20 protein-coding genes and 6 pseudogenes are annotated in these 23,958 nt (G+C 70.0%); 20 read left to right on the top strand and 6 right to left on the bottom strand.

Annotated elements, in window-relative coordinates; genetic code table 11:
* Positions 1-156: 156 nt before the first annotated feature.
* Positions 157-981, bottom strand: coding sequence for an SDR family oxidoreductase (locus F3T56_RS10805; RefSeq protein ID WP_149824639.1), 825 nt, complete (start codon positions 979-981; stop codon positions 157-159).
* A 91-nt stretch (positions 982-1,072) separates the two neighbouring features.
* Here F3T56_RS10805 and F3T56_RS10800 point away from each other — a divergent pair, with 91 nt between their 5' ends.
* The gene (locus tag F3T56_RS10800; protein WP_246203554.1) at positions 1,073-1,693 is read left to right on the top strand and encodes a TetR family transcriptional regulator; all 621 of its coding nucleotides are present in this window, start codon (positions 1,073-1,075) and stop codon (positions 1,691-1,693) included.
* A gap of 75 nt (positions 1,694-1,768) precedes the next feature.
* On the opposite strand, the pseudogene F3T56_RS10795 reads toward F3T56_RS10800, so the two are convergent.
* Positions 1,769-2,159, bottom strand: a pseudogene (locus tag F3T56_RS10795) (4-hydroxy-2-oxovalerate aldolase); the annotation flags it as partial.
* Between the two features lie 762 nt (positions 2,160-2,921).
* On the opposite strand from F3T56_RS10795, the gene F3T56_RS10785 reads away from it, so the two are divergent.
* Both F3T56_RS10785 and F3T56_RS10780 read left to right on the top strand, forming a co-directional pair.
* Positions 2,922-3,713 (top strand): IclR family transcriptional regulator, encoded by a 792-nt coding sequence (locus tag F3T56_RS10785; protein WP_216372954.1) that lies wholly within the window; start codon positions 2,922-2,924, stop codon positions 3,711-3,713.
* Between the two features lie 53 nt (positions 3,714-3,766).
* Positions 3,767-4,381: a TetR/AcrR family transcriptional regulator gene (locus F3T56_RS10780; protein ID WP_149824638.1), complete on the top strand. Its 615-nt coding sequence runs from the start codon at positions 3,767-3,769 to the stop codon at positions 4,379-4,381.
* Here F3T56_RS10780 and F3T56_RS10775 read toward each other — a convergent pair.
* Positions 4,365-5,819, bottom strand: coding sequence for an MFS transporter (locus F3T56_RS10775; RefSeq protein ID WP_172638889.1), 1,455 nt, complete (start codon positions 5,817-5,819; stop codon positions 4,365-4,367). The genes F3T56_RS10780 and F3T56_RS10775 overlap by 17 nt on opposite strands.
* Before the next feature lie 154 nt (positions 5,820-5,973).
* On the opposite strand from F3T56_RS10775, the gene F3T56_RS10770 reads away from it, so the two are divergent.
* The 11 genes from F3T56_RS10770 (at position 5,974) to F3T56_RS10720 (ending at position 15,914) form a co-directional block, all read left to right on the top strand.
* Entirely contained in the window at positions 5,974-7,257 is a 1,284-nt protein-coding gene (locus tag F3T56_RS10770) for an NAD(P)/FAD-dependent oxidoreductase (RefSeq protein ID WP_172638888.1), read from the top strand.
* 37 nt (positions 7,258-7,294) lie between these two features.
* Positions 7,295-7,627: a bifunctional 3-phenylpropionate/cinnamic acid dioxygenase ferredoxin subunit gene (locus F3T56_RS10765; protein WP_149824635.1), complete on the top strand. Its 333-nt coding sequence runs from the start codon at positions 7,295-7,297 to the stop codon at positions 7,625-7,627.
* Positions 7,624-8,535, top strand: a complete 912-nt coding sequence (locus F3T56_RS10760) for a VOC family protein (RefSeq protein WP_149824634.1) — start codon at positions 7,624-7,626, stop codon at positions 8,533-8,535. The genes F3T56_RS10765 and F3T56_RS10760 overlap by 4 nt, the downstream gene beginning before the upstream one ends.
* Before the next feature lie 28 nt (positions 8,536-8,563).
* Positions 8,564-9,496: an alpha/beta fold hydrolase gene (locus F3T56_RS10755; protein WP_149824633.1), complete on the top strand. Its 933-nt coding sequence runs from the start codon at positions 8,564-8,566 to the stop codon at positions 9,494-9,496.
* Positions 9,497-9,545: 49 nt separating this feature from the next.
* On the top strand, positions 9,546-10,919 hold the full coding sequence (locus F3T56_RS10750) for an aromatic ring-hydroxylating oxygenase subunit alpha (protein ID WP_149824632.1): 1,374 nt from the start codon (positions 9,546-9,548) through the stop codon (positions 10,917-10,919).
* A complete protein-coding gene (locus F3T56_RS10745) occupies positions 10,916-11,464 on the top strand; it encodes an aromatic-ring-hydroxylating dioxygenase subunit beta (protein WP_149824631.1) in 549 nt (182 codons plus the stop codon). The genes F3T56_RS10750 and F3T56_RS10745 overlap by 4 nt, the downstream gene beginning before the upstream one ends.
* A complete protein-coding gene (gene hcaB, locus F3T56_RS10740; RefSeq protein ID WP_149824630.1) occupies positions 11,464-12,276 on the top strand; it encodes a 3-(cis-5,6-dihydroxycyclohexa-1,3-dien-1-yl)propanoate dehydrogenase in 813 nt (270 codons plus the stop codon). Before F3T56_RS10745 ends, hcaB begins: the two co-directional genes overlap by 1 nt.
* Before the next feature lie 115 nt (positions 12,277-12,391).
* Positions 12,392-13,231 (top strand): 2-keto-4-pentenoate hydratase, encoded by an 840-nt coding sequence (locus tag F3T56_RS10735; protein WP_149824629.1) that lies wholly within the window; start codon positions 12,392-12,394, stop codon positions 13,229-13,231.
* A complete protein-coding gene (locus F3T56_RS10730; protein ID WP_149824628.1) occupies positions 13,228-14,193 on the top strand; it encodes an acetaldehyde dehydrogenase (acetylating) in 966 nt (321 codons plus the stop codon). Before F3T56_RS10735 ends, F3T56_RS10730 begins: the two co-directional genes overlap by 4 nt.
* A complete protein-coding gene (dmpG, locus tag F3T56_RS10725; RefSeq protein WP_149824627.1) occupies positions 14,190-15,206 on the top strand; it encodes a 4-hydroxy-2-oxovalerate aldolase in 1,017 nt (338 codons plus the stop codon). Before F3T56_RS10730 ends, dmpG begins: the two co-directional genes overlap by 4 nt.
* Before the next feature lie 168 nt (positions 15,207-15,374).
* Positions 15,375-15,914: an NAD(P)H-dependent oxidoreductase gene (locus F3T56_RS10720; protein ID WP_149824626.1), complete on the top strand. Its 540-nt coding sequence runs from the start codon at positions 15,375-15,377 to the stop codon at positions 15,912-15,914.
* An 85-nt stretch (positions 15,915-15,999) separates the two neighbouring features.
* On the opposite strand, the pseudogene F3T56_RS10715 reads toward F3T56_RS10720, so the two are convergent.
* Positions 16,000-17,163 (bottom strand): annotated as a pseudogene (locus F3T56_RS10715) (IS701 family transposase); the annotation flags it as partial.
* Positions 17,164-17,292: 129 nt separating this feature from the next.
* Between F3T56_RS10715 and F3T56_RS10710 the strand changes: the two are divergent.
* Positions 17,293-18,297 (top strand): annotated as a pseudogene (locus F3T56_RS10710) (IS5 family transposase).
* A gap of 95 nt (positions 18,298-18,392) precedes the next feature.
* On the opposite strand, the gene F3T56_RS10705 reads toward F3T56_RS10710, so the two are convergent.
* Positions 18,393-19,361 carry a helix-turn-helix transcriptional regulator gene (locus F3T56_RS10705; RefSeq protein WP_149824625.1) on the bottom strand — a complete coding sequence of 323 codons (969 nt, stop codon included), beginning with the start codon at positions 19,359-19,361 and terminating at the stop codon, positions 18,393-18,395.
* Between the two features lie 36 nt (positions 19,362-19,397).
* On the opposite strand from F3T56_RS10705, the gene F3T56_RS10700 reads away from it, so the two are divergent.
* The 3 genes and pseudogenes from F3T56_RS10700 to F3T56_RS10690 form a co-directional block, all read left to right on the top strand.
* Complete coding sequence (locus F3T56_RS10700) at positions 19,398-19,658, top strand: hypothetical protein (RefSeq protein WP_149824624.1); 261 nt, start codon at positions 19,398-19,400, stop codon at positions 19,656-19,658.
* Positions 19,659-19,796: 138 nt separating this feature from the next.
* Complete coding sequence (locus F3T56_RS10695; RefSeq protein WP_149824623.1) at positions 19,797-20,765, top strand: alpha/beta hydrolase; 969 nt, start codon at positions 19,797-19,799, stop codon at positions 20,763-20,765.
* A 172-nt stretch (positions 20,766-20,937) separates the two neighbouring features.
* Positions 20,938-21,312 (top strand): annotated as a pseudogene (locus F3T56_RS10690) (transposase); the annotation flags it as partial.
* On the opposite strand, the pseudogene F3T56_RS10685 reads toward F3T56_RS10690, so the two are convergent.
* Positions 21,195-22,993 (bottom strand): annotated as a pseudogene (locus F3T56_RS10685) (ISAzo13 family transposase). The pseudogenes F3T56_RS10690 and F3T56_RS10685 sit on opposite strands and share 118 nt — an antisense overlap.
* On the opposite strand from F3T56_RS10685, the pseudogene F3T56_RS50040 reads away from it, so the two are divergent.
* Together F3T56_RS50040 and F3T56_RS10680 are read left to right on the top strand one after the other, a co-directional pair.
* A pseudogene (locus tag F3T56_RS50040) lies at positions 22,975-23,271 on the top strand (transposase); the annotation flags it as partial. The pseudogenes F3T56_RS10685 and F3T56_RS50040 sit on opposite strands and share 19 nt — an antisense overlap.
* A 4-nt stretch (positions 23,272-23,275) precedes the next feature.
* The gene (locus tag F3T56_RS10680) at positions 23,276-23,860 is read left to right on the top strand and encodes an IS701 family transposase (RefSeq protein ID WP_425473559.1); all 585 of its coding nucleotides are present in this window, start codon (positions 23,276-23,278) and stop codon (positions 23,858-23,860) included.
* The last annotated feature ends 98 nt before the right edge of the window (positions 23,861-23,958 follow it).

The following is a 23,958-nucleotide window of genomic DNA, read 5'->3' as shown; positions in this document are numbered from 1 at the left end:
GCCGGGCGATGGCGACGGCAGGATGGCTGCGATGCGATGCCTGCAGGGGGCAGCGGATTGGCCGGAGCCGGGAGCCGGACGGTCTCTCAGTGTGGTGGGTGAGAGGTGACCGGCTCCGCGACATCGCCGGCCCTGCGCGGTGTTACCGGGCTCGGTTCACGCAGGGTCGCCCTGGGCCTGCGCGGAGACGTCGGCCCAGTCCTCCCAGGTCTTCAGGCGCTCGGCGTAGACATGGGGAACCATGCCCAGCGGTGCGGTGCCGAAGAAGACGCGCAGCGGCGGGTTGTCGGCGTCGACGATCTTCAGCAGGGCCGGGCCGGCGGCGGTGGGGTCGCCGACCTTGATCCCGCTCCAGCTGGCGGCGACGGCCGCGCGCAGGTCGTCGTAGGCGGGCAGTTGCCCGGCGAAGGTGGCGGAGGAGCCGGCCCAGTCGGTGGCGAAGCCGCCGGGCTCGACGAGGGTGACCTTGATGCCGAAGCCGGCGACCTCCTGGGCAAGGGCCTCGCTCAGTGCCTCCAGGGCCCACTTGGAGGCGTTGTAGACGCCGAGGTTGGGGAAGGCGGTGACGCCGCCGACGCTGGAGATCTGCACGATGTGGCCGCTGCCCTGGGTCCGCAGGAGGGGCAGGGCGGCCTGGGTGATCCACAGGGCGCCGTAGAAGTTGGTCTCCATCTGGTCGCGGACCTGCTGCTCCGTCAGCTCCTCGACCGTGCCGAACAGGCCGTAGCCGGCGTTGTTGACGACGACGTCGAGGCGGCCGAAGTGCTCGTGCGCCCGCTGCACGGCGTTGAAGGCGGCGGCCTTGTCGGTGACGTCCAGCTTCAGCGGAAGGATCGCCTCACCGTGGGCGGCCACCAGATCCGCGAGGGAGTCGGTGTCGCGGGCGGTGGCCGCGACCTTGTCGCCACGCTCCAGGGCCGCCTCGACGAACTGGCGGCCGAAACCGCGCGACGACCCGGTGATGAACCAGATCTTGCTCATGAAAACTCCCGTTCGAAACGAAGTACTGGATCGAGATCCTAATTCCAACAGAGACTGAGTATCAAGGTGAGTTCTTGTGTACCCTTCACGCATGACTGACTCCGCCGGTACTCCCGCCCGCCCCGCGGCCAAGCCCGGACTGCGTGAGCGCATGCGCGCGACCGTGCATGCGGAAGTGGTCGACGTGGCACTGCGGCTCTTCATCGAGCAAGGCTTCGACCGGACGACCGTTGACCAGATCGCGGCAGAGTCGGGGCTGTCGCGCGCCAGCCTGTTCCGGTACTTCGGAACGAAGGAAGACACGGTCCTGGTCGGTCTGGAGGGGACCGGCCGCCAGATCGCCGAGGCCCTCGCCGCCCGCCCCGACGACGAGCGGCCCTGGGAGGCACTGCGCCGGGCGTTCGACGTCCTGACCCGGATGAACGAGGCAGCGCCCGAGCAGGCCCTCAGCTACCTGCGCATGCTCCAGGAGACTCCGTCTCTGCGTGCCCGGCACCACGAGAAGCAACTGCGCTGGCAGGAGCTGATGGTGCCGGACATCGCACGGCGCCTGGGCGTCAGCCCTGACCAGCCGGAAGACCCCAGGCCGAGCGCGCTGGTCGCGGCCGCGCTCGCCTGCCTGGACGCGGTCTCGACGGGCTGGGTGGCCTGTGAGGGATCTGTCCGCTTGGCTGTCCTGCTCGATCGGGCGATGGGCGCGTTCGCGGAGTAGCGACACCGAGACGTCCGCCGTCTAGCGCCCCGGTCGTCACCTGTGCCCGCGATGTCCTGAGCGGCACCGCGCGCAGTGTTTCGGCGTGGCGCAGGAAGCTGGAGCAGACGCCGGCGAAGCCGAGGGTGAGGATCTCGCGGTCGACCTGGACCGGGCGGTCCTGCAGAGGGCGTACGAGATCGTCGGCGGCGTACTGCAGGGCGAGCAGGTCGCAGCCGTGTTTCCAGCCCTGGAGGGTGGCAACCGCGATGAACGGCTCGATGGGGCAGTTGCCCGCGCCGGCCCCGTGCCCCGCGAGGGAGGCGTCGACCCGGGTGACGCCCTCCTCCACGGCGACGACCGAGTTCGCCACCGCCAGGGACAGGTTCTGGTGCGCGTGAATGCCGATCTGCGTCTCCGGCAGCAGCACGTCACGGTAGGCGCGGACGCGTTCGCGGACGTCGCCCATGGTGAGCCGGCCACCGGAGACTGACATTGCCTGCGCAATGGTGCCGTGCTGTCCCGATGACGAGCTGGGTAGGTACGACGACGTCGTGGTTGGTCTCCTCGCCGCGCAGGATGTCGACGAGCATGCGTCCGGCCAGTTCGCCCGGTTCGCGGACGGGCTGGCCGACAGTGGTCTCTCCCGCCCCTAACCAGGTGCTTCCATGTGTCCTGGCAGGATTCGAACCAGCGACACCCGCTTTAGGAGTGGGATCGGATCCTTGCCGGGTGGCACTTGACCGTGCCCCGTGGTGTTGTTCTGCCTGATCAGCGCCTCGCGGTATGGGGGGAGGAACTGGCGTGTGACGGCTCGTCCCACGCCGTCCGCTCACGCATCGCACGCAGGTGACTAGCACTCTCGCAGGACCAAAGGCTGTGTGCGAGTACCACGGCAGGCTCAGGCCGGCCCCGCGACGTGGTGTAGGGGATCAAGCGCTCGGCGTTCCGGTTCGAGGCCCGGTGGCGATCTCCGTCGAGGCGGCAGTCCGCGAAGCGCCCCGCTGGAGCGGGGCGAACGCCCGAGTCGGCGTAGCCACCAGCTCCGGCCTGCGGATTCCGGCGCCTTGATCCCCTGCACCACCTGGCGGCACCTGGCGGGACGCCACCTGGTCGGCGCCGCCGGGCTGAGATCTGCTCGCTCCACCGGCGGACCAAGTCCCCAAACATTTTGACGACACCGTTGACAGACCCGACACGCGTACGTAACTTCCATCACTAGAGCGATCCTTCTAGTGATGGAGGTCAGATGCCCGAGACGGCCCCGGGCGCCGTTGCCATCCCGGACACCCGGTTCGCAGCGACCCCCTCCATCCTGAACAAGGCGTTCGCGGTCCTGAACGCCTTCGACCAGAACAACCGCCGTATGCCTCTTGCAGAGGTCGCCCGGCGCAGCGGGCTGCCGAAGTCGACGGTGCACCGGGTGCTGGGCATGCTGACCCAGCTCGGCGCCGTGGTCCGGGAGGGCGACCGCTACCGCATGGGCCTGTCGATGTTCCAGCTCGGGTCCTGTTCCCTCGAGGTGGCCCTGCGAGACGTGGCTCTGCCGCACATGGAGGCCCTGCACCGGGCCACCGGCCAGACTCTCCACCTCGCCGTACTCCAAGGAGCGGACGTGATCTACCTGGAGAAGCTGCGCAGCCGCTCGGCCCGGCCGTTGCCCACCGTGGTCGGCGGGAGCCTGCCCGCCCATCTCACCGGAGTCGGCAAGGTGCTGCTGGCACACGCGGGCGCTGCGGAACGTGACGCCGTGCTGAGCGGAACCCTTCGCGGCAGAACCTCGCAGTCCGTGGTCGATGCGGTGGTGCTGCGGCGTGAGCTGCGCCGGATCGAAGGCGAGGGTGTCGCCAGGGACCGGAGCGAGGCGGTCGAAGGGCTCAGCTGTATCGCGGCACCGCTGCGTCTGGGCGGCCAGGTCGTCGCGGCCCTGTCGGTGGCGTTCCCGGCGGCCTCGGGGAACGGTGATGTGCTGATCAGGCCGCTCCGCGAAACGGCTGCCGCCGTGTCCAGGTCTCTGACACACGCGTCGGGGTGCCTGTGACGGCCCGACCCCCCGTCAGCTCGGTGGCCGCCGGGTTCGAGGACAATACGCGCATGACACAAGAGGCCGGAGCGTCGTCCAAGCAGGTGTTCCTCGATGCGGCGGAGGAGTTGCTCGCCCGGCGCGGTTACGCCGCCATGTCGATCTCCGCGGTGTGCAAGGCGGCCGGTCTGCCCGTCGGTTCTCTCTACTGGCACTTCAAGAACAAGGCCGACCTGGCGGTCGGTGTGCTCCGGCACGGCACCGAGCGCTTCTTCGACGCCCTGCCCACCGGGACCGGCCTCGACGGTTCGCCCCGCGAGCGGCTGGAGAGCTACTACATGCGGGCGGCCGAGGTCTTCGAGCGATCACCCAGGTACCTGCGGGTGTTCCTCCTGCTGCGCCTGCAGGAACACGACGACCTGGACGTGCGCTCGGAGACGCGGCGCATCCACGAAGTCCTCGTGGACCGTATCGCCGGGGTGATCGAACCCGTCGCCCGAGAGGCGGGTCTGGCCGACGCGGCGGCGGTCGCACGGGATCTGGCCGCCATGACGCTCGACATCACCGACGGCGCCATCGTGGCCCACTCGTCGGTGAGCCAGGACTACGTCACCAGCCTACGGCGCGCCCTGAACGCCGTCCTCGCGGTGATCGGCCGACGCGCGGACCTCAGCTCCCCCGCATGACGCCGACCGTGCGGTCCGCGGCCCGCACGGCATCCCTTCCCGATGTCACCGCTTTCCCGGTGAAGCCGCCGAGCACCACCACGGCCGCGGACAGGGCGGCGCCGAGCAGGAACACCTGGACGTACGACGACGACTGCGGGTAACTCCGTCCCTCCGGCTCGGTCAGCAGGGCCGCGACCGTGGCGCTCGCCGCCGCCGAACCGATCCAGCGGCTCAGCGCGTTGATGCCGTTCGCGGCGCCGAAGTCCTCGGCCGGGACGTGACGGGCGAGCAGCACCGGCAGTGCCGAGGCGCCGACACTGACCGCGCCGGCCACGACGGCTCCGAAGACCATCAGCTGCCAGGTGGCGTCGTGCAGCAGGGCCAGGCCCACGTAGCCGGCACACCCGGCACCACCGCCCACGACCACGGCACTGCGGCCCCCGTACCGCTTGACGAGGCGGCCGTCCAGAACGGACCCGCCCATGGCCGCCACCAGACCCGGCAGCATGAAGACCAGCGAGGCCGACAGGACGGACGCCCCGAAGCCGTACCCGGCGAGGGACGGGGGCGTCTGCACGAACTGCGACACCGGCAGCCGTCCGATGATGATGAGTGCTCCGCTCAGCAGCGCCAGGCCGTTGATCAGCAGCACACTGCGGCCGCGCAACGCCCGCAAGTCCACCAGCGGTTCGGGCGTACGCACCTCGACCATCACGAAGACCAGGCACAGCACCGTGCCCCCGCCGGTCGCGGCCAGCACGGCGGGCGACGACCAGCCCCACGCACGGCCCTGGGAGAGCACGGTGAGCCACGCGACGAGAAAGCCGGCCAGGAGCGTCGCCCCCCACCAGTCCACCCGTCCACCGCTGCCCGTTCGCACCGCCCTCGGCAGCGTTCGCACCGCCGTAACCAGGATCGCCGCGGCGAGAACGCAGTGAACGGCGAACACCAGCCGGTAGTCGCCGCCCGTGCCGCTCAGCAGACCCGCCATGACGACACCGAGACTCGCGCCCATAGCCAGAGCCCCGGCGATGAGGGACGTGGCGCCGGCCACCCGGTCGGCCGGGAGCTCCTCCCGCACCAGGCTCACCGCCAGGGTGTACAGGGCTCCACTCGCCCCTTGCAGCACCCGTCCGAGGATCAGCACCGGAAGGGACGCGGAGCCCAGGCACAGCAGGGAACCGACGACGACCGAGGCCAGGCAGAGCAGGATCAGCGGCCGTCTGCCCCGAAGGTCGGACATCCGTCCCAGCACCGGAGCGAGCACGGCCGACGACAACAGGTTGGCCGTCAGGACCCAGCTGGCCGCGCCCACACCGACTCCCAACTGCCCGCCGATCTCGGGTACCAGGGGCACGACCACGGTCTGCAGGCACGCCGAGAGCGCCGCGGAGCAGGCAAGGGTCAGGGTCATGGCCCGGCGTGCGCCGAGGGAGATGTCGGGGTGAGACGGCATGGGTCGCAACGTAAGGAAGATCCCGGTGGTCGCGGTCCCCGCGTTCCGGCCACCGGGACGACAACTGCCCGCGTTCCGGCGGCCGGAACGTCCGCGTGCCGAGACCGCCGAGGGCTTCCTAGCTTGTGCCGTCCGGCACGGAGCGGAGGAACACATGCGGGGCAGCACAGAGCACCACGTGATCGTCGGGGGCAGTGCGGCGGGCGTCGCCGCCGCACTCGCCCTGCGCGACCACGACTTCGCCGGAAAGGTGACCGTGGTCGACGCGGGCGCCGAACTCCCCTACGAGCGGCCGCCGTTGTCCAAGGCGCTCACCGGCGCGGAGACGCGGTTCCTCGTACCCATCGTGCCGGCCGAGGTCTACGCCGAGCGGGACGTCGACCTCCTGCTGGGGACGCGTGTGCTGGCCCTCGAACCCGCGCGCCGCCTCGTCGTGCTGGACGACGGCCGCGCACTGCGGGCCGACCGCGTGCTCCTGGCGACGGGGGCCACGGCTCTGCTGCCGGGGGTCGCCGGTGTCCGCCTTCCCGGAGTGCTCACCCTGCGTGATGTGCGCGACGCTCGGGACTTGGCCGGCCGGCTCGGGCGCGGTGGTCCCGTGGTGGTGGTCGGCGGAGGGTTCATCGGGCTGGAGGTCGCCGCGGTGGCCCGGGAAGCGGGGGCGGACGTCACGGTCGTCGAACAGGCTCCCAGACCGCTGGAGCGGCCCCTGGGACCGGATCTGGCCGGACGGGTGACCGGCCTGCACACGCGCCGCGGCGTTCGTATCCGCACCGGGGTGTCGGTCCTGGAGTTCACCGGGAGCGGCGAGGTCGACGGCGTCCGGCTGTCCACCGGCGAGGTGCTGCCGGCGGCGATCGTGGTGGTGGGGGTGGGTGTGCACCCGGACACCCACCTCGCCGAGCGCGCCGGTGTCGTGTGCGACCAGGGTGTGGTCGTCGACCGGCAGTGCCGTACCAGCGATCCGTGGATCCTCGCCGCCGGCGATGTCACGTGCCAGCCGAACCCCCACCTGCCCGCCCCCGGACGCGTCGAGCACTGGGACAACGCGCAGAAGCAGGGCGCCGTCGCCGGTGCCGTCATGGCGGGGGCGGTGGATCAGGAGCACACCGGCCTGCCGTACTTCTACTCGGAGCAGTTCGGCCACACCCTGCAGATGTACGGCCGCTTCGCCGACGGTGACACCTTCGTGCTGCGCGAGGACGCCACGGACACCGCCTTCCTCGGCTTCTGGCTCCGTGACGGCCGTATCACCGCCGCGGCGGCCCTGGACCGGCCGAAGGAGCTGCGGACCATCCGGCCGCTCATCGAAACCGGGGCGCCGGTCGTGGCGGCGGACCTCTCCTCGCCGGACACCGACCTGCGCGCGCTCGTGAAGTCCGCGAAAGCGTTCAAACCACTGGAACGATCGCTCGCGCCCGGTGCCGGTGCCGCCTGACACTTCCTTCCACGCATCACACGAAGGAGCACCGCCGATGCCCTGGATCCGTGCCTGCGCGGGGGGCGAACTGGAGGAGGGCGACGCGGTCGTCGTCCCCTCGCAGCCGCCCGTCGCCGTGTTCCACTCCGACGGCGAGTTCTACGCCACCGCGGACACCTGTACCCATGGCAAGTTCTCGCTGGCCGATGGCTTCGTCGAGGAGGCCGTCGTGGAGTGCGCGCTGCACTCCGCCAAGTTCTGCCTGCGCACGGGCAAGGCACTGACCCTGCCCGCCACCGAACCGCTGCGTACCTTCCCCGTCCGCGTCGAGGACGGCGCGGTGTACGTGGAGATCGACGACGCAATGATGAAGGAGCCCGTCTCATGAGTGAAGTCATCGCTCTCGCCTACGTCGGGATCGAGGCGACCGACGTCGACGCGTGGCGCACGTTCGCCACCGACACCCTCGGCCTGCAGGCCGTGGAGGGACCCGACGGCGCGCTGAGGCTGCGGGCCGACGAGCGTGCCTACCGCGCGGAGATCCGCCGGGCGGACGCCGACGGCGTCTCCCACCTCGGCCTGGAGGTGCGCAACGCGGCGGCCCTGTCCGAGCTCGCCGAGAAGCTGGAGAAGAACGGTGTCGCCGTCAAGCGCGACCAGGCCGAGCTCGCCGCCCGGCGTCAGGTCACCGACCTGATCGTCGTCGAGGACCCGGCCGGCACCACCGTGGAGATCTTCTACGGCCAGATGTACGGCGAGACCGCCTTCGTGTCCCCCACGGGCGCCCGCTTCGTCACCCATGGCACGAAGGGTCTCGGCTTCGGCCACGCCTTCTTCCTCGTCCCCGACATGGAGGCCGCGCTCGCCTTTTACACCGGCCTGCTGGGCTTCCGTGTCAGCGACCGGATGCCCGAGGGCCCGAGCGACGCCTACTTCCTGCGCTGCAACCCCCGCCACCACAGCATCGGGCTGGCCTCGGTGCCCGGCATGGGAGCGCGCCTGCTGCACATCATGTTCGAGGTCGACGACCTCGACGCGGTGGGCCGTGCCTACGACAAGTGCCGCGACGGTGCCGCGACGCTGGTCAACACGCTGGGCCGGCACTCCAACGACGAGATGCTGTCCTTCTACGTCCGCACCCCCTCCGGCTTCGACCTCGAATACGGCTGCTTCGGCCTCCAGATCGACGAGGACGGCTGGGAGGCCGTGGAGCACCGCTACCCCGTCGAGAGCTGGTGGGGCCACAAGCGCACCCCTGACAACGTCCGCGGCCCCGAGCCCGGTTGGCAGTACTGATCCCGCTCCGGACACCGAAAGGCCCGTCATGGCTCGCCACTTGCAGTTGAAAGAACCGGTCACCGAGCGGCCGTACGAGGAATGGGGCACGATCGCGGCGGAGCTCGCCGGATGCCAGGTGCGCTTCGTGGACGGCAGGCGGTGGCACCACCGTGTCATCGAGGCCGGATCCGACGGCCCACCGCTGCTCATGTACCACGGCATCGGCGGGCACGCGGAGACCTTCGCCCGCAATCTGCGGGCCCTGTCCGAGCACTTCCACGTCTACGCCGTGGACGCCCGCTTCCACGGCTTCTCCTCCAAGGCCGACTTCGATCTGCCCCGCATGTACGACCAGCTCGCGGACGGTGTCATCGACCTGATCGACGCCCTCGGGTACCGCAGCGTGTGCTACGAGGGCGAGTCCATGGGGGCGCAACTCGGCGTCAACCTGGCCGTGCACCACCCGGAACGCTTCGACCGGATGGTCCTCAACGCGGGGTTCTACCTCAACCGCCCCGACCGCGAGGGATTCGCGCCAGCCACCCGCGGGGCGTCGAACCTGGGGCAGCTCTCCGCGCTGGCCGTCACCGAGCCCACGGCCGAGAACATCGGCAACCGGCTGCAGTGGCTGGTCTCCCGGCCCGACCGGATGACCGACGACATGGTCTCGGTCCGCCGGCGGATCTACTCCGACCCCGAGGTCAACCGGTCGCTGCGCCGCATCTTCAACCTCGACGCGGGCACCTTCGGCCCCCACCTCTACAAGCTGTCGTACACCCATGACGACCTGAAGTCATGGCGCCCCGAGACGCTGGTGGTCTGGGGTGAGCACAACCCGGGCCACGGCCTCGACTACGGCGAGTACTGGGCCGACGTGATCGGCGCCGACTTCTATCCCTTCGCGGACGCGGGCCACTGGCCGCAGTGGGAGAAGCCCGACGAGTTCAACGCGGTGCTGACCCAGTTCCTCACGCGCTGAGCGGCGCGCCCCTCCCGATCCACCCACACGCACACCGAACGGAGACGGCATGAGTCTGCAAAGAGGCAGGGCTTTCGCCGATGACGCCGAGACACTGATAGACCGGTCCATCTTCTCGGACCCCGTCCTCCACCGGCAGGAGCTGGGCCGGGTCTTCGCCCGCAGCTGGCTGTTCCTCGCCCACGAGAGCCAGTTCGCCAAGGCCGGGGACTTCTTCACCACCTACATGGGCGCCGACCCGGTCATCGTCAGCCGGCAGCGGGACGGTTCGTACAAGGTGGTGCTCAACTCCTGCCGCCACCGCGGCATGCGGGTCTGCCGCTACGACTCCGGCAACGCCAAGGCGTTCACCTGCCCCTACCACGGCTGGTCGTACGGCACCGACGGGGCGCTGCTGAGCGTTCCCGAGGAGGAAGCCGCGTACGGCGACGGGCTGGACCACGCCGCGTGGGGTCTGGCGGCGGTGCCGCGCGTCGAGACCTACAAGGGCCTCGTGTTCGGCACCTGGGACACCGAGATCCCGCCGCTGGCCGAGTACCTCGGCGACTTCACCTACTACCTCGACGTGCTCCTCGACCCCGACGGCGAGGGCACCACGGCCGCCGCCGGTGTCCACCGGTGGCGCATGCGGGGCAACTGGAAACTCGGTGCCGAGCAGTTCGCGGGCGACATGTACCACGCCTACTCCACACACCTGTCCTCCATGATCGCGGAGGCGCCGAACAGCAAGGGCATCCGCCCGCCCGCCGAGGGCTTCCAGGTCGGCCTTCCCGGCGGCCACGGCCTGGGCGGCTACCCGGGATACCCCTACTGGCACGCGCAGGGCTTCTCCGCCGAGGTGGAGGACTGGATCGGGAACATGCTGGAGCGCGCCGCCGAGCACCTCGGGCCCGCCCGCACCACGGGCGCCGTCTTCATCCACGGCACCGCCTTCCCGAACCTGTCCCTGCTGTGGAACCGCTGGACCCTGCGGGTCTGGCACCCCAAGGGCCCCGACGCCATGGAGGTGCACTCCTGGTCGATCCTGCCCAAGAGCGCCCCACCCGCCGTACGTCGCGCGCTGCTCCTCGACTACCAGCGGCACTTCAGCGCGTCCGGCACCTGGGAACAGGACGACGCCGAGCAGTGGAACTACAGCACCAACGGCAGCGACGGCTTCGTCACCTCGTCGCTGCCCCTCCACTACGGGATGGGGATCGGCCGGGGCCCGAACAAGGACTTCCCGGAGTTCCCCGGAACCGTCGACACCGTGTACAGCGAGATCAACCAGCGGCACTTCTACCGGCGCTGGTCCGAGCTGATGGCCGTACCGCACCCGGCCGAGAAAGCCGCCTCCGAAACCCCCGCTTCCAGGGCTCCCGCCTCCGAGACCCCCGCTTCCGAAGCCCTCCTCACCGAGTCCGCGAAAGCGGTGATCGCATGACCGCCCTGCTGCCCGAGACCGCATCCGGCATCACCGTGGAGCGCCTCCTGCTCCAGTACGAGGTCGAGCAGTTCCTCTACCACGAGGCGGACCTGCTCGGCCGACACGACTACGACGCCTGGCTCGCGCTGTTCACCGACGACCTCCGGTACTACATGCCGATCCGGCGCAACCACTCCTCCCGGGACCCGGAGACCGTCGAACACGACGACGCGCTCGCCCTGATCGACGACGACAAGCCCTTCCTCGCGGAGCGGATCGCCAAGATCGCCACCGGCAAGGCGTGGGCCGACGATCCGCTGCCCCGGGTACGGCACCTGCTCACCAACGTCGTCATCGGCGAACAGGACGCGGAGGCCGGGGAGTTCACCGTCACCTCGTACCTCCTCATCGCCCGCAACCGCCTGGAGGACGAGCAGGACTCCTTCGTCTGCGGCCGTACCGACCGCTTCCGGCGCACCCCGGACGGCCTGCGGATCAGCCGGCGCCGGATCGTCCTCGACCAGTCGGTGATCCTCAGCAAGAACATGAGCGTGATGTTCTGATGAGCGCGCACACCGGCTGGGTGGAGGACCAGGTCGTCGCAGTGACGGGTGGCGGCTCGGGACTGGGCCGGGCCCTGGTCGACGGCCTCGTCGAGGAGGGCGCCCGTGTGGTCGTCCTGGAGCGCTCCCCGTCCAAGGCCGAGGCGTTGCGCGCGGACTTCGGGCCGGACCGTGTGCGGGTGGTCGAGGGCGACGCCACGCTCCTCGCCGACAACCGCGAGACGGTCGCCACCGCGCTGGACGCCTTCGGCCGGCTCGACTGCTTCGTCGCCAACGCCGGGTTGTGGGACTTCTCCGCCCGGCTGGCGGACCTGCCCGACGACGCGATCTCCGCCGCCTTCGACGAGGTGTACGCCCTCAACGTCAAGGCGCCGCTGCTGGGTGCGAAGGCCGCGCTCGACGCCCTGCGCACGACGAACGGCTCACTGGTCGTCACGCTGTCGAACGCCGCCCTGTACCCGGGCGGCGGAGGCAGCCTGTACGTGTCGTCCAAGCACGCCGGCCTCGGACTCGTCCGGCAACTGGCCTGGGAGCTGGCTCCCGACGTACGGGTGAACGCCGTGGCCCCCGGCGGCATGTCGACCGACCTGCGGGGTCCCGCCGCCCTCGACTACGCGGACACACCGCTGAGTTCCCTGCCGATGGACGACATCATGGAGAAGCACGGGCCTCTGCGCCGAGCCCCCAAGCCGCAGGACTACGTCGGGGCCTTCCTGCTCCTCGCCTCCCGCCGCTACGGCGCCATGTCCACCGGCACGGTCGTGGACGTGGCCGCCGGACGCGGTATCGCGCTCAGCCTGTACGAGAACTGAGCAGCCGTCCGGGCCGCCCCGCCTCGCCCATCCGACGGGGCGGCCCGGACTCCACCCCAGCGCACCCCTTTCCGGAGACACCCATGCTTTCTGCCCACCCGCCGCGGCGGCGGCGATGACCGACACCGACATCCGCAAGGCAGCGGACACCCTCTTCCACGCCGAGCAGTCCGGCACCCCCTGTCCCCCCGTACGCGGCCTGCTCACCGAGGGCCACGTGGCGTCGGCGTACGCCGTCCAACGACGGAACATCGAACGGCGGCTGGGGGAGGGCCGCCGTGTCGTGGGCCGCAAGATCGGTCTCACATCACTCGCCGTCCAGGCCCAACTCGGCGTCGACCAGCCCGACTTCGGAGCCCTGCTGGCGGACATGGCGGTGCCGGACGGCGGTACGGTCCCGGCGGGACGCCTGCTCCAGCCGAAGGTGGAGGCGGAGGTCGCGCTGGTCCTCGGCCGCGACCTGCCGCACCCGCGGACCACGGTCGCCGACGTGATCCGGGCCGTCGACTTCGCGCTGCCCGCCCTGGAGATCGTCGACAGCCGTATCGCCGGCTGGGACATCAGCCTGGTGGACACGGTGGCCGACAACGCCTCCTCGGGCCTGTTCGTCCTCGGCACCGCGCCGGTCCCGCTGACCTCGGTGGATTTGCGCACCGTCCGGATGACCCTCCTCAGGGACGGCGAGCCGGTCTCCGAGGGCACCGGTCGGGACTGCCTCGACGGTCCGCTCAACGCGGCCGTCTGGCTGGCGTCGACTCTGGCCGCCATGGGCGACCCGCTGCGCGAGGGCGACATCGTCCTCACCGGAGCACTGGGCCCGATGGCCGTGGCGGCACCCGGCAGTTCCTTCGAAGCCCGCATCTCCGGTCTGGGTGGCGTCCGGGTCGGTTTCGCACCGGACGACGTACCGGCCGCCTTGGACGACGCCCCGGACGGCAAGGAGAACGAACAATGAGCACGACATCCCCGGGCGCTCGCACCAAGGTCGCCGTCATCGGCTCCGGCAACATCGGCACCGACCTGATGATCAAGATTCTGCGGCTGTCGGAAAATCTGGAGATCGCCGCGATGGCCGGTATCGACCCCAACTCGGACGGCCTGGCCCGTGCCCGTCGGCTGAAGGTCGCCACCGCGCACGAGGGCATCGACGGCCTGGTGGCGATGGACGAGTTCGCCGACGTCCGTATCGTCTTCGACGCGACCTCCGCCGGAGCCCACCGCCGCCACGACGAGGTCCTGCGCGCGCACGGCCGCAGGGTCGTCGACCTCACCCCGGCCGCGCTGGGCCCTTACGTCGTCCCGCCGGTCAACGCCGACGCCCACCTCGACGCGCCCAACGTCAACATGGTGACGTGCGGGGGACAGGCGACCATCCCGGTCGTCGCCGCGGTCAACTCCGTCACCCCTGTGCACTACGGCGAGATCGTCGCCTCCATCGCCTCCCGCTCCGCCGGGCCCGGTACCCGTGCCAACATCGACGAGTTCACCGAGACCACCGCGTCTGCGATCGAGAAGGTGGGTGGCGCGGCCCGCGGCAAGGCGGTGATCGTCCTCAATCCCGCCGAGCCTCCGCTGATCATGCGGGACACCGTCCACTGTCTCGTGGGCGACTGCGACGAGGCGGCGGTGGCGGCCTCCGTCGAGGCGATGGTGGCGCGTGTGCGGACATACGTGCCGGGCTACCGGCTCAAGCAGAAGGTGCAGTTCGACCGGGTCGCCGCCGGTGATCCCCTGCGCCGCCTGCTCCCACCGGGCACGGAAGGCGGCGCCGTGAAGGTGTCGGTCTTCCTGGAGGTGGAGGGCGCCGCCCACTACCTGCCCGCCTACGCCGGAAACCTGGACATCATGACCTCGGCCGCGCTGCGCACCGCGGAACGCATGGCCGCCCACATCTCCCCCGAGGCGGTGACCGCGTGACCCCCACCCTGTATGTGCAGGACGTGACCCTGCGGGACGGCATGCACGCCGTCCGGCACCGCTACACCGTCGACCAGGCCCGCACCATCGCCGGCGCGCTGGACGCGGCCGGCGTGGCGGCGATCGAGATCGCACACGGGGACGGGCTCGCCGGCTCCAGCATCACCTACGGCGTCGGCGCCCACACCGACTGGGAGTGGATCGAGGCCGTGGTGGGCGCCGTACGTCAGGCCGTCCCGACCACCCTGCTGCTGCCCGGCATCGGCACCCTGCAGGACCTCAAGCAGGCCCACGCACTCGGCATCCGCTCGGTGCGCATCGCCACCCACTGCACCGAGGCCGACATCTCCGCCCAGCACATCGCCGCGGCCCGCGAGATGGGCATGGACGTGGCGGGCTTCCTGATGATGTCCCACCTGGCCGTACCCGCCGAACTGGCCCGCCAGGCCAAGCTGATGGAGTCCTACGGCGCCCACTGCGTGTACGTCACCGACTCCGGCGGCCGCCTCACCATGGACGGCGTACGCGACCGGCTGCGCGCCTACCGTGACATCCTCGACCCGGCCACCGAACTCGGCATCCACGCCCACCACAACCTGGCCCTGGGTGTCGCCAATACCGTCGTCGCCGTCGAGAACGGGGTGACGCGTGTGGACGCCTCCCTGGCGGGGCAGGGCGCGGGCGCCGGCAACTGCCCGCTGGAGGCGTTCATCGCGGTCGCCGACCTGATGGGCTGGAAGCACGGCTGCGACCTGTTCCCGCTCATGGACGCCGCCGACGACCTGGTCCGCCCGCTCCAGGACCGGGACGTGCGTGTCGACCGGGAAACCCTGACCCTCGGCTACGCGGGCGTCTACTCGAGTTTCCTGCGCCACGCCGAAACCGCCTCCCAGCGGTACGGCGTCGACACCCGTGCCCTCCTCGTCGAGGTCGGCCGCCGCGGGATGGTCGGCGGCCAGGAGGACATGATCACCGACATCGCTCTCGACCTGCTCGGCGGCAGCCGAGCCTGACAGCGCCTCGGCCGTCACGCCGCCGCCCGCCGACCAACGACGCGATACTCGCGGGCTCCAGCAAGCTCACGTTCATCGCGAACCGCTCACCCTCCGGTTCACGCTGCCACCGCTGTCCGTACGAGCCAGATGAACAGACACATCACCTCACTCACGGGAGACCTCTCAATGCCGAACCCCACCCGTAAGACCCTCGTCATACTCGCCCATCCGCACTTGTCGGAGTCCAAGGTGAACGCCGCACTGGTCGATGGCCTGCGCGGGGTGGAGGGCATCACCGTCAACGATCTCTACGCCCGGTACCCGGACTTCCGTATCGACGTGCCTCATGAACAGCGGCTGCTGCTCGCCCATGACGCGGTGGTCCTGCAGTTTCCCCTCTACTGGTACTCGATGCCCGCCCTGCTCAAGCAGTGGTTGGATGTCGTGCTGACCCGCGGGTGGGCCTATGGTCCCGGCAGCAGTGCGCTGCACGGCAAGACACTGCGGCTCGCCGTCTCGACCGGCAGCGTCGCAGACGCCTACCGGCCCGACGGGCCGCACCGCCACACCATGACCGAGTTGCTGCGGCCCATGTTGACCTGGGTCTATCCCACCGGTATGACGCCCGCGGAGCCGCTGATCGTCCACGGCGCCGGCCGAGGACTGGACGCCGAGACGCTCGCCCTCCATGCCAAGCGGTACCGCGAGGCACTCATGGCGGCCTGACACAGGCCCCCGGGGGCGTCGACCGGTCGACGGTCGGCACCCCTCATCTGTGACGTGCGACGCGGCACGGCAGTGCACCGGCGTCATGGTGGTGCCAGCCGTTCCAGGTGCGGCCCTCGAAGTGGTCCAGGCCGAGGCCGTGCTTGAGTTCCCGGTAGTCGTGCTCGATGCGCCAGCGGATCTTGGCCAGGCGGACCAGTTCGGCCGGCGGGGTGCCGGCGGGCAGGCTGGACAGCCAGTAGTCGGTGGGTGCTTCGGCGTCCTCGGGCCATTCGACCAGCAGCGTCACCTCGGGCAGGACGCCGTCCCAGTGGCCGTGCCCGGCAGCGGCGGCGGCCTGGGCCAGGCGGCGGGAGCGGACCTCGGCCGGCCGCACCCGCAGCACCAGAAAGCGCGAGCGCATCGGCCCGCGTGAGCCTTCACGCCAGGTCACCTCGGTGAAAGCCTGCCGTCCATGGCAGGCCGCCAGGGCGGCCACCGGGGACGGCTTGTCGCGGTAGCGGGGCTGCGGCCTGCGGCCGTTTCCGGACCACGCCGGGGCGGTGGGCCGCACGTCGTGCGGGTGGACCGTCACGTCCGAACGGATGGCCACGACATATCCGATGCCCCGCTCACTCAGGCCGTCGCGGAAGTCGGCGTTCTGCCTGTAACCGGCGTCGGCCACCACCACCGGCGGCACCATTCCCCATCCGGCCAGCTCGTCGATGGTGTCCAGGGCCAAACGCCACTTCTCCCGGTGCCCGACCTCCTGCGGAATCCCCGTCTTGCGCCGCCGTCCGGCATCGTGCGCCCACTCCTCGGGCACGAACAACCGCCACTGCAGCGGACAGGAGGCGGTGTCGGAGACCGCGTGCACGCTCACCGCGACCTGGCAGTTGGCCTGCTTGCCCAGCGCCCCGCAGTACTGGTGCGCGACCGCCACCGACATTTTCCCGTCCTTGGGGAACGACATGTCATCGACCGCCCAGGCATCCGGGCCGATTCTCGGCACCATCCGCTTCGCGATCCGACGCCGCACCGGCAGCGGATCCCAGGTCGACTGGTTCACGAACTGCTGCAGGTTCTGTTCGTTGCCGTCCGGCAGCCGTTCCGCCATCGGCTGGATCGACTTACGCCGCCCGTCCAGCATCAGCCCGCGCAGATAGCAGTCACCCTTGGCCCGCTGATCCTTGCGCGGCACCGACGCGAACACGTCAGCTACGAATAACGCCAACTTCGCCCGGGCCCGCTCCACTTCATGTGCGTCCACATCCCCCACGTGCCCCCAAACAGGACTGATACGCACACCTGACCAAGCCCTTCTAGGGCGCGTATCGGGTCGTGATCAATTGGCGGGATTCGCCGTCGCAGCGGGGCCTGGACCGGTAGACCTTCTTGTGTGACGCGAGTGCAACTGACCGATGCGGAATGGGAGTTCATTGAGCCGTACCTGCCGATCGGCGAGTACGGCCCGTACCCCGAGCGGTTGCGGCAGCAGTTCGAGGGAGTGATCTGGCGGTTCAAGACCGGCGGGCAGTGGCGGGAGGTGCCGCAGGAGTTCGGCGCCTCGTCGACCGTTTCCAACCGCTTCCGGCAGTGGCGGGACGCAGGGGTCTTCGAGGCCCTGCTGGAGGGCCTGATCGCTGAAGCCGCGAAGCGGGGTGAGGTGGACCTGTCCCTGGTCAGCATCGACTCCACCACCGCGCGCGCTCACCACGACGCCGCTGGGATACACCTGAGCGAGGACGTCATCGCCGCCCTGGAGGAGGCTGCCGCCGAAGAGGAGAAGGCCAGGTCAAAGGGGGCAGCCGCGAAGAACAAAACGGGCAGGACGGCAGGGACGCTCCCGGGCGGGAGGAACGACGACGCATCCGGCGGCGGCGGAAACTCCGGCTGAAGGCTGCTCTCCTCGGGCGTTCCAGGGGCGGGCAGACCAGCAAGGTCCACCTCGCCGCCGACCGCAGATGCCGGCCCGCTGGCATTCGTACTGACCGCAGGACAGGCCGCGGACAGTCCGCAGTTCGTCCTCGTGCTGAGCAAGATACGGGTCCGCGGGCCCGTCGGCCGCCCCCGCACCCGGCCGGACGCCGTCGCCGGAGACAAGGCCTACTCATCCCGCAGCAACCGCGCCCACCTGCGCAGACGCGGCATCAAGGCCGTCATCCCGGAGAAGAAGGACCAAGCCGCCAACCGCAAGAACAAGGACAGCAAAGGCGGTAGACCCGTCAGCCACGACACCGATCTCTACAAGGAGCGGAACACCGTCGAACGCCTGATCAACAAGCTGAAGGCCGGGCGAGGCATCGCCACCCGATACGACAAGACCCCGGACAGCTACCTCGCCGGCCTCCACCTGCGCGCCTCGATGATCTGGATCAAAGATCTCACCCGGACGACCCGTTGATCACGACCCAATACGCGCCCTAGTCGGCGCGATCCGACGAATGCGGTGGCGGTCTCCATGGCGACCTGCCGTTCGGTGCAGGTCGGTCAGTGCCGTCAGGCCCGCGCACCGTAGAGCGCGGCGAGTTCGGTGGACACGGCGGCGAGTTCGGCGCGGGCCTCGGGCGGATCGAGGACCTCGACGGCGGCGCCCATGGAGAGCACGCCGCGGACGTCGGGAAGTTCGCGGAGGGCGAGTTCCGCACGGGCCCAGCCGTCATCCATGGGGTGGGGCGGGGCGACCAACTGGGAGGCGAAAAGGCGCTGGAAGATCTCCAGTTGCTCGCGGCGTACCCGGCAGCGGACGCGGATGCCGTCCGGCAGGCTCTCGAAGCGTTCGCGCAGCAGGGCCCAGACGGTTGCCAGATTCTGGCCGGGACGTCGGTGGACGGGTTCGTCGGTGACCTCGGCGGCAAGTACGCGGTCGGCGCGGAACAGCCGGGGCTCACCGTCCCGGTCGGCGACCAGGTACCAGACGCCTGCCTTGCTGACCAGCCCGTACGGGTCCACGGTGTGGCTGCGTGGCTCGCGGGCGTCGCCGCTGCGGTAGGTCAGCTGGAGCCGGCAGTCGGTGAAGGCGGCGTGCTGGAGCTCTGCGAGATGGGCATCGGAGGCCGTTTCGATGCCGTGCATCCAGCGGGCGGGGTCGACGAGGACGCGCTCGCTGGTGCGCTCGGCCTCGCCGCGGTGCGGGGCGGGCAGCGCGGCCATGACCTTGCGCAGCGCGGAGCGGATCGCCTCGCCGAGGCCGAGGGCGTCGTGCGTGCCCTCGGTGGCGAGGACGAACAGGGCGCGTGCCTCGTCGTGGGTTAGCCCGGTGACGTCGGTGCGGTAGCCGGGCAGCAGCCGGACGCCGCCGCTGCGTCCGCGCTCCGTCCACACCGGGACGCCGGCGGCGGACAGTGCCTCGACGTCGCGGTAGACGGTGCGGACGGAGACCTCCAGGTGCTCGGCGAGTTCGACGTGGGAGATCCGTTCACGGGTCTGCAGGAGCAGCAGGATGGACAGCAGTCGGTCGGCTTTCACACGAGTGAGCGTAAATCCTGACGCCGGGTGTCACGTATGGCTGCCACCCCGCTGACCTCGCCTGGAAAGACAGGCTCAAGCCATGGCAGACGCGCTCCTCTCCTCGCCGCCCGCGACACCCTCGTCGGCGCCCGGGCCGCCTTCGCCGCCACCGGCTCTCCGGGCTTGCCGCAATACGCCCCGGAAGCCGCGGGCCACTCCCGGGCCATCGGAGGCTCCCCGGCCGACGCCGACCGCATGATCACCGAGCCTCCGGCCGACGGCGTCACCGCACTCTGGCCCACCCGGCCGTCCTGACGCACTCGGGACGGAATGCGACCGGCCGTCTTTTTGCAACCGCCGCGGGAATCCTGACGCTGGATGTCACGTATGGCGCGGAATGCTGTCTGCCGTCACGAAGATCGCGCGAGCGAGATGCCCGAGGAGCAGAGCACCATGTCCTACGCCTTCGATCCCGAGCTGGCCCCCTGGATCCCGATGATCAACGATCTGCCGTTCACCGACATCGCCGCTGCCCGCGCGGCCGAGAAGGCGATGACGGCGCACCTGCCCGTGTACGAGCCGGCCCGGCCGGTCGACGTCCGCGACACCCTTGTCCCGGGGCCTGAGGACGCACCGCAGGTCCCGGTCCGCATCTACACCCCGACCGACGCCGGGACGGCGGACACCGGCCTGCCCGGCCTGGTGTACATGCACGGCGGCGGCTATGTGCTCGGCAGTCCGGACTTCTGCCACTCCGACCTGCTGCGGATCGCCGACCAGGTCGGCGCGGTGGTGGTCTCGGTGGACTACCGGCTCGCACCGGAGCATCCCTTCCCGGCCGGACTGGAGGACTCCTACGCCGCACTGGTCTGGACGGCCGGGCACGCGGCTGAGCTGGGCATCGACCCGGCCCGCCTGGCCGTCGGCGGCGACAGCGCGGGCGGCGGGCTCGCCACGGCCGTGGCCCTGCTGGCCCGGGACCGCGGTGGCCCGGCGCTCCGCATGCAGTACCTGGGCATTCCGATGCTGGACGACCGGCTGGAGACACCGTCGATGCGGGCCTTCACCGACACCCCGGTGTGGAACCGCCCCATCGCCGAGATCTGCTGGAGTCACTACCTGGGCAGCGAGGGCCGCCGCGGAGGCCCCGACGTCCCCGCCTATGCGGCCCCGGCCCGTGCCGCGGACCTCTCCGGGCTGCCGCCGGCGTTCGTCTACGTCTGCGAGTTCGACCCCCTGCGGGACGAAGGGATGATCTACGCGCAGCGGTTGGTACAGGCGGGGGTCACCACCGAATTCCACCTCTACCCGGGGACGTTCCACGGCTCCGTGGGGCTCCCCGGCACGGCCATCAGCCAGGCGATGCTCTCAGGTGTGCTGGACGGCCTCCGGCGAGGACTGCGCGTGCGCTCGGCGGGGTAGCAGCACTTTTCGCGGTGGCAGAGCGAGCCTGGAAACGCGCCGACGGACCCGGTGACCACCTGCTTTCCCGACGGCTTGACGCCACACTTCGACAGGCGGGGCACCGGCGGGCGTGCTAGTACTGCAACGGTGCTTGCCGTGACTGCTGGCCAGCTCGTTCGTTGGTGTGGTCATGGGTGGGGACCTTGCTGATGTCAGGCTGTGGGCGGGTGAACTGAGCGCTCTGCATGAGCGGTTCGTGCACCGGTTCAACCGGGAAGAGCCACGGCAATCTGCTCTGGCGTACATGCGAGGGCTGATCGCGCCGCTGGAGCGGAAGAACGGCTGGACGCTTGCGGAGGAGGCCGGACATGCGGGTCCCGACCGCATTCAGCGGCTGCTGAACCGGATCGAGTGGGACGCCGACGAGGTCCTGGACGACGTGCGCGACTACGTCGTGGAACACCTCGGAGACCCAGATGCCGTCCTGATCGTTGATGACACCGGCTTTCTGGCGAAGGGCATCCGCTCGGCCGGGGTGCAGCGGCAGTACTCCGGCACCGCCGGGGCCTGTATTTCAATAACTGTCAGCGACGGGTTTCCGCAGGGGTTGTTCGGGCGTGTAGCTGTTCCAATGTGCGGGCTGGCGAGCCGGGTATCGGCGTGACGAGGATCCGGTGCAGGTCCAGGAGCCGTTTTGCGTCCTGGTACTGGTTGGACAGGTTGGTGCGGTTGACGCCCAGTAGTTGGGCCAGGAGCGTCATGGTCACCGCTCTGCGGCGGCGGAGGATGGCTGCCAGGAGCCGGTGGGTGTGGTCCACGCTGCTGGTCTGTGGGTGGCGGTAGCTGCGCGGGCGGTGGAAGCGTCGCTGGAATGCTGCCTCGGCCAAGGCGTCCCAGAAAGGCTCCGAGAGCGCCACCAAATACTCGAAGGCGGTTCGTGACATGCCGGTCAGGGCCGGATCGGTGAGCATCGCGGTCAGGGCCGGGTCGGTCCGGTCTGTCGTTGCCGGCGCGTCTGGCGCTCGCGGTGGAACGGGAGACAGTGTGTAGTTCCAGTCACCGTGGAAGGCGTTGGGCGTGATCGGAAGGGCGTGGAACTCGGCGGGTGTGACGCTGATGCCGAGGTCGTAGCTGCCTGTGTCCAGTTCGGCCCCGATGGCCAGGCCGGTCTTGGTTGTTGTGGCGGCGATGGTCTCGAGGACGACCTGGTAGCTGGTCAGCGGCCGCCCCCGCCAGTTCGCGGTGATGTGACAGAACATCCGGTGCTCTATCTTGTTCCACTTCGAAGTCCCCGGCGGTAGGTGACAGACCGTGATCTCCAGGCCGCTCTCTCGTGCGAAGGTGGCAAGGTTGCTTTTCCAGGTCCAGCGGCGGGGGTCGTTGGAGCCGCCGGAGTCGGCGGTGATCAGAAGCCGGGTGGCATTCGGGTGGTCTGCCCGTCCGCGGTGCTGCCACCAGCGTCGGATGGACTCCACCGCGAACTGGGCGGTGTCGTGGTCGGTGCCGACGTTGACCCATCCGCTGTTGTTGGCGATGTCGTAGATCCCGTAGGGGATCGCCATGGGCTGGTCGTTGGTGGTGAACGTGTGGCAGTCCACCTTGATCGCGTTCTTGCCCGGGCGCCAGGTGCGACCGGGCCGGTCCCGGTTGCCGAGCCATTCCTTGGCCTTGGTGTCGACGCTGATCACCGGCTGGGCATCGTTGAGGAACGCGGCGGCGGTGGCATTGAGGTGGGTGAACTGGGCATCGCGGTCCGGATGGCTGATGCCCTCTGTTGTCTTCGCGGTTCCCTGCAGGCTGTAGCCCAGGGTGTGCAGCAGGCGTCCGACGGTTGAAGCGCTGACCGGGTGGCCCTGTGCGGTGAGGGTCGAGGCCAGGGCCCGTAACGACAGCGTGGTCCACCGCAACGGAGAGACGGGGTCGCCTCGGGTGTGCGGCTCGATCAGCGACTCCAGCGCGGGCAGCAGACCAGGGTCGGTGTCTGTCAGCCGCTTGCGGCCCGCACCTGGAGCCCGGACCCGCAGGGTCGGTGAAGGGCAACCGGCCAACTCGGCCATACCTCGCGCGATGGTTGCAGTGCTGGTGCCGGAGGCGGCGGCGACCCGGACGATCCCGCCGCGGCCGAGGGCCGTCGCCTCACTGGCCAGGTACAACCGACGGCGGCGCTCATCGAAGTGCGGCAGGATCTGATCGAACTTGGCCCGCAGAGCACGAGCGGCAACGCGGCCTGACAGACACGGGATCATACCTCAGACTCCCACCAACACCCCTCTGCCGAGCACTTATTGAAATACGGGCCCCCGGCCGCACCGAGAACAGCCAGATCGGCGTCTTCCTCGCATACGCCACCAGCCGCGGACGCACCCTGATCGACCGGCGGCTGTATCTGCCCACCTCCTGGACCGACGACCGGGAACGCTGCCGACGGGCCGGCATCGACGACACGGTCGTCTTCGAAACGAAGGTGGCCATGGCCAAGTCGATGGTCCGCCGCGCGATCGCCGACAAGATGCCCTTCCGATGGGTGACTGCGGACGCCGCCTACGGCTTCTCCAAGGGCTGGCGCTACGAGCTCGAGCAGGCGGACGTCTTCCACTCATGGCCACCACCCGCCACGACACCGTCGTCACCCGCTTCGCCCTCGACCACCCCGTCCACGACCTGTTTCCGGCCTGCCACGGCAGAAGTGGAGACGTCGTTCCTGCGGCGAGGGGGCTCACGGCCGGCGGATCTACGACTGGGCCCGCGTCGAAGTGCGGCCGTGGCACCGCGAGGACCGCCGACACTGGGTTCTAGCCCGCCGCAGCGTCAGCAGACCCGACGAGATCTCCTACTACATCGCCTACTGCTCCGCCGACACCACACTGGACGAGCTGATCCGCATCGCCGGCAGCCGGTGGGCGGTCGAGGAATGCTTCCAGACCGCCAAGCAGGAGTGCGGCCTGGACGACTACCAGGTCCGCCGCTATCCCGGCTGGCACCGCCACATGACCCTTGCCATGGCCGCCCACGCCTGCCTGACCGTCCTGCGCGCCCGACAACTGGATGCGGACAAAGCAGAAACGGATCCTCCCAGCTCATCCGCCTCAGCCTCGCCGAAATCCGACGCCTGATCACCCGACTCACCGACCGCCGCCCCACCCCGGTCGACCACATCCTGCACTGGTCGACATGGCGCCGCAGACGGCAGTATCAAGCTCGGCTCAGTCAC

Source organism: Streptomyces tailanensis, from assembly GCF_008386495.1.
GTDB classification, from domain to species: Bacteria; Actinomycetota; Actinomycetes; order Streptomycetales; family Streptomycetaceae; genus Streptomyces; species Streptomyces tailanensis.
Note: the sequence above shows the minus strand (reverse complement) of the source record. Positions and strands in the feature narration are given on the sequence as shown.

What these genes read in the sequence shown, in the direction of transcription:
- F3T56_RS10805 (WP_149824639.1), bottom strand. Translation starts at nt 981, where the DNA reads ATGAGCAAGATCTGGTTCATCACCGGGTCGTCGCGCGGTTTCGGCCGC.
- F3T56_RS10800 (WP_246203554.1), top strand. Translation starts at nt 1,073, where the DNA reads ATGACTGACTCCGCCGGTACTCCCGCCCGCCCCGCGGCCAAGCCCGGA.
- F3T56_RS10785 (WP_216372954.1), top strand. Translation starts at nt 2,922, where the DNA reads ATGCCCGAGACGGCCCCGGGCGCCGTTGCCATCCCGGACACCCGGTTC.
- F3T56_RS10780 (WP_149824638.1), top strand. Translation starts at nt 3,767, where the DNA reads ATGACACAAGAGGCCGGAGCGTCGTCCAAGCAGGTGTTCCTCGATGCG.
- F3T56_RS10775 (WP_172638889.1), bottom strand. Translation starts at nt 5,819, where the DNA reads ATGCCGTCTCACCCCGACATCTCCCTCGGCGCACGCCGGGCCATGACC.
- F3T56_RS10770 (WP_172638888.1), top strand. Translation starts at nt 5,974, where the DNA reads ATGCGGGGCAGCACAGAGCACCACGTGATCGTCGGGGGCAGTGCGGCG.
- F3T56_RS10765 (WP_149824635.1), top strand. Translation starts at nt 7,295, where the DNA reads ATGCCCTGGATCCGTGCCTGCGCGGGGGGCGAACTGGAGGAGGGCGAC.
- F3T56_RS10760 (WP_149824634.1), top strand. Translation starts at nt 7,624, where the DNA reads ATGAGTGAAGTCATCGCTCTCGCCTACGTCGGGATCGAGGCGACCGAC.
- F3T56_RS10755 (WP_149824633.1), top strand. Translation starts at nt 8,564, where the DNA reads ATGGCTCGCCACTTGCAGTTGAAAGAACCGGTCACCGAGCGGCCGTAC.
- F3T56_RS10750 (WP_149824632.1), top strand. Translation starts at nt 9,546, where the DNA reads ATGAGTCTGCAAAGAGGCAGGGCTTTCGCCGATGACGCCGAGACACTG.
- F3T56_RS10745 (WP_149824631.1), top strand. Translation starts at nt 10,916, where the DNA reads ATGACCGCCCTGCTGCCCGAGACCGCATCCGGCATCACCGTGGAGCGC.
- hcaB (WP_149824630.1), top strand. Translation starts at nt 11,464, where the DNA reads ATGAGCGCGCACACCGGCTGGGTGGAGGACCAGGTCGTCGCAGTGACG.
- F3T56_RS10735 (WP_149824629.1), top strand. Translation starts at nt 12,392, where the DNA reads ATGACCGACACCGACATCCGCAAGGCAGCGGACACCCTCTTCCACGCC.
- F3T56_RS10730 (WP_149824628.1), top strand. Translation starts at nt 13,228, where the DNA reads ATGAGCACGACATCCCCGGGCGCTCGCACCAAGGTCGCCGTCATCGGC.
- F3T56_RS10720 (WP_149824626.1), top strand. Translation starts at nt 15,375, where the DNA reads ATGCCGAACCCCACCCGTAAGACCCTCGTCATACTCGCCCATCCGCAC.
- F3T56_RS10700 (WP_149824624.1), top strand. Translation starts at nt 19,398, where the DNA reads ATGGCTGCCACCCCGCTGACCTCGCCTGGAAAGACAGGCTCAAGCCAT.
- F3T56_RS10695 (WP_149824623.1), top strand. Translation starts at nt 19,797, where the DNA reads ATGTCCTACGCCTTCGATCCCGAGCTGGCCCCCTGGATCCCGATGATC.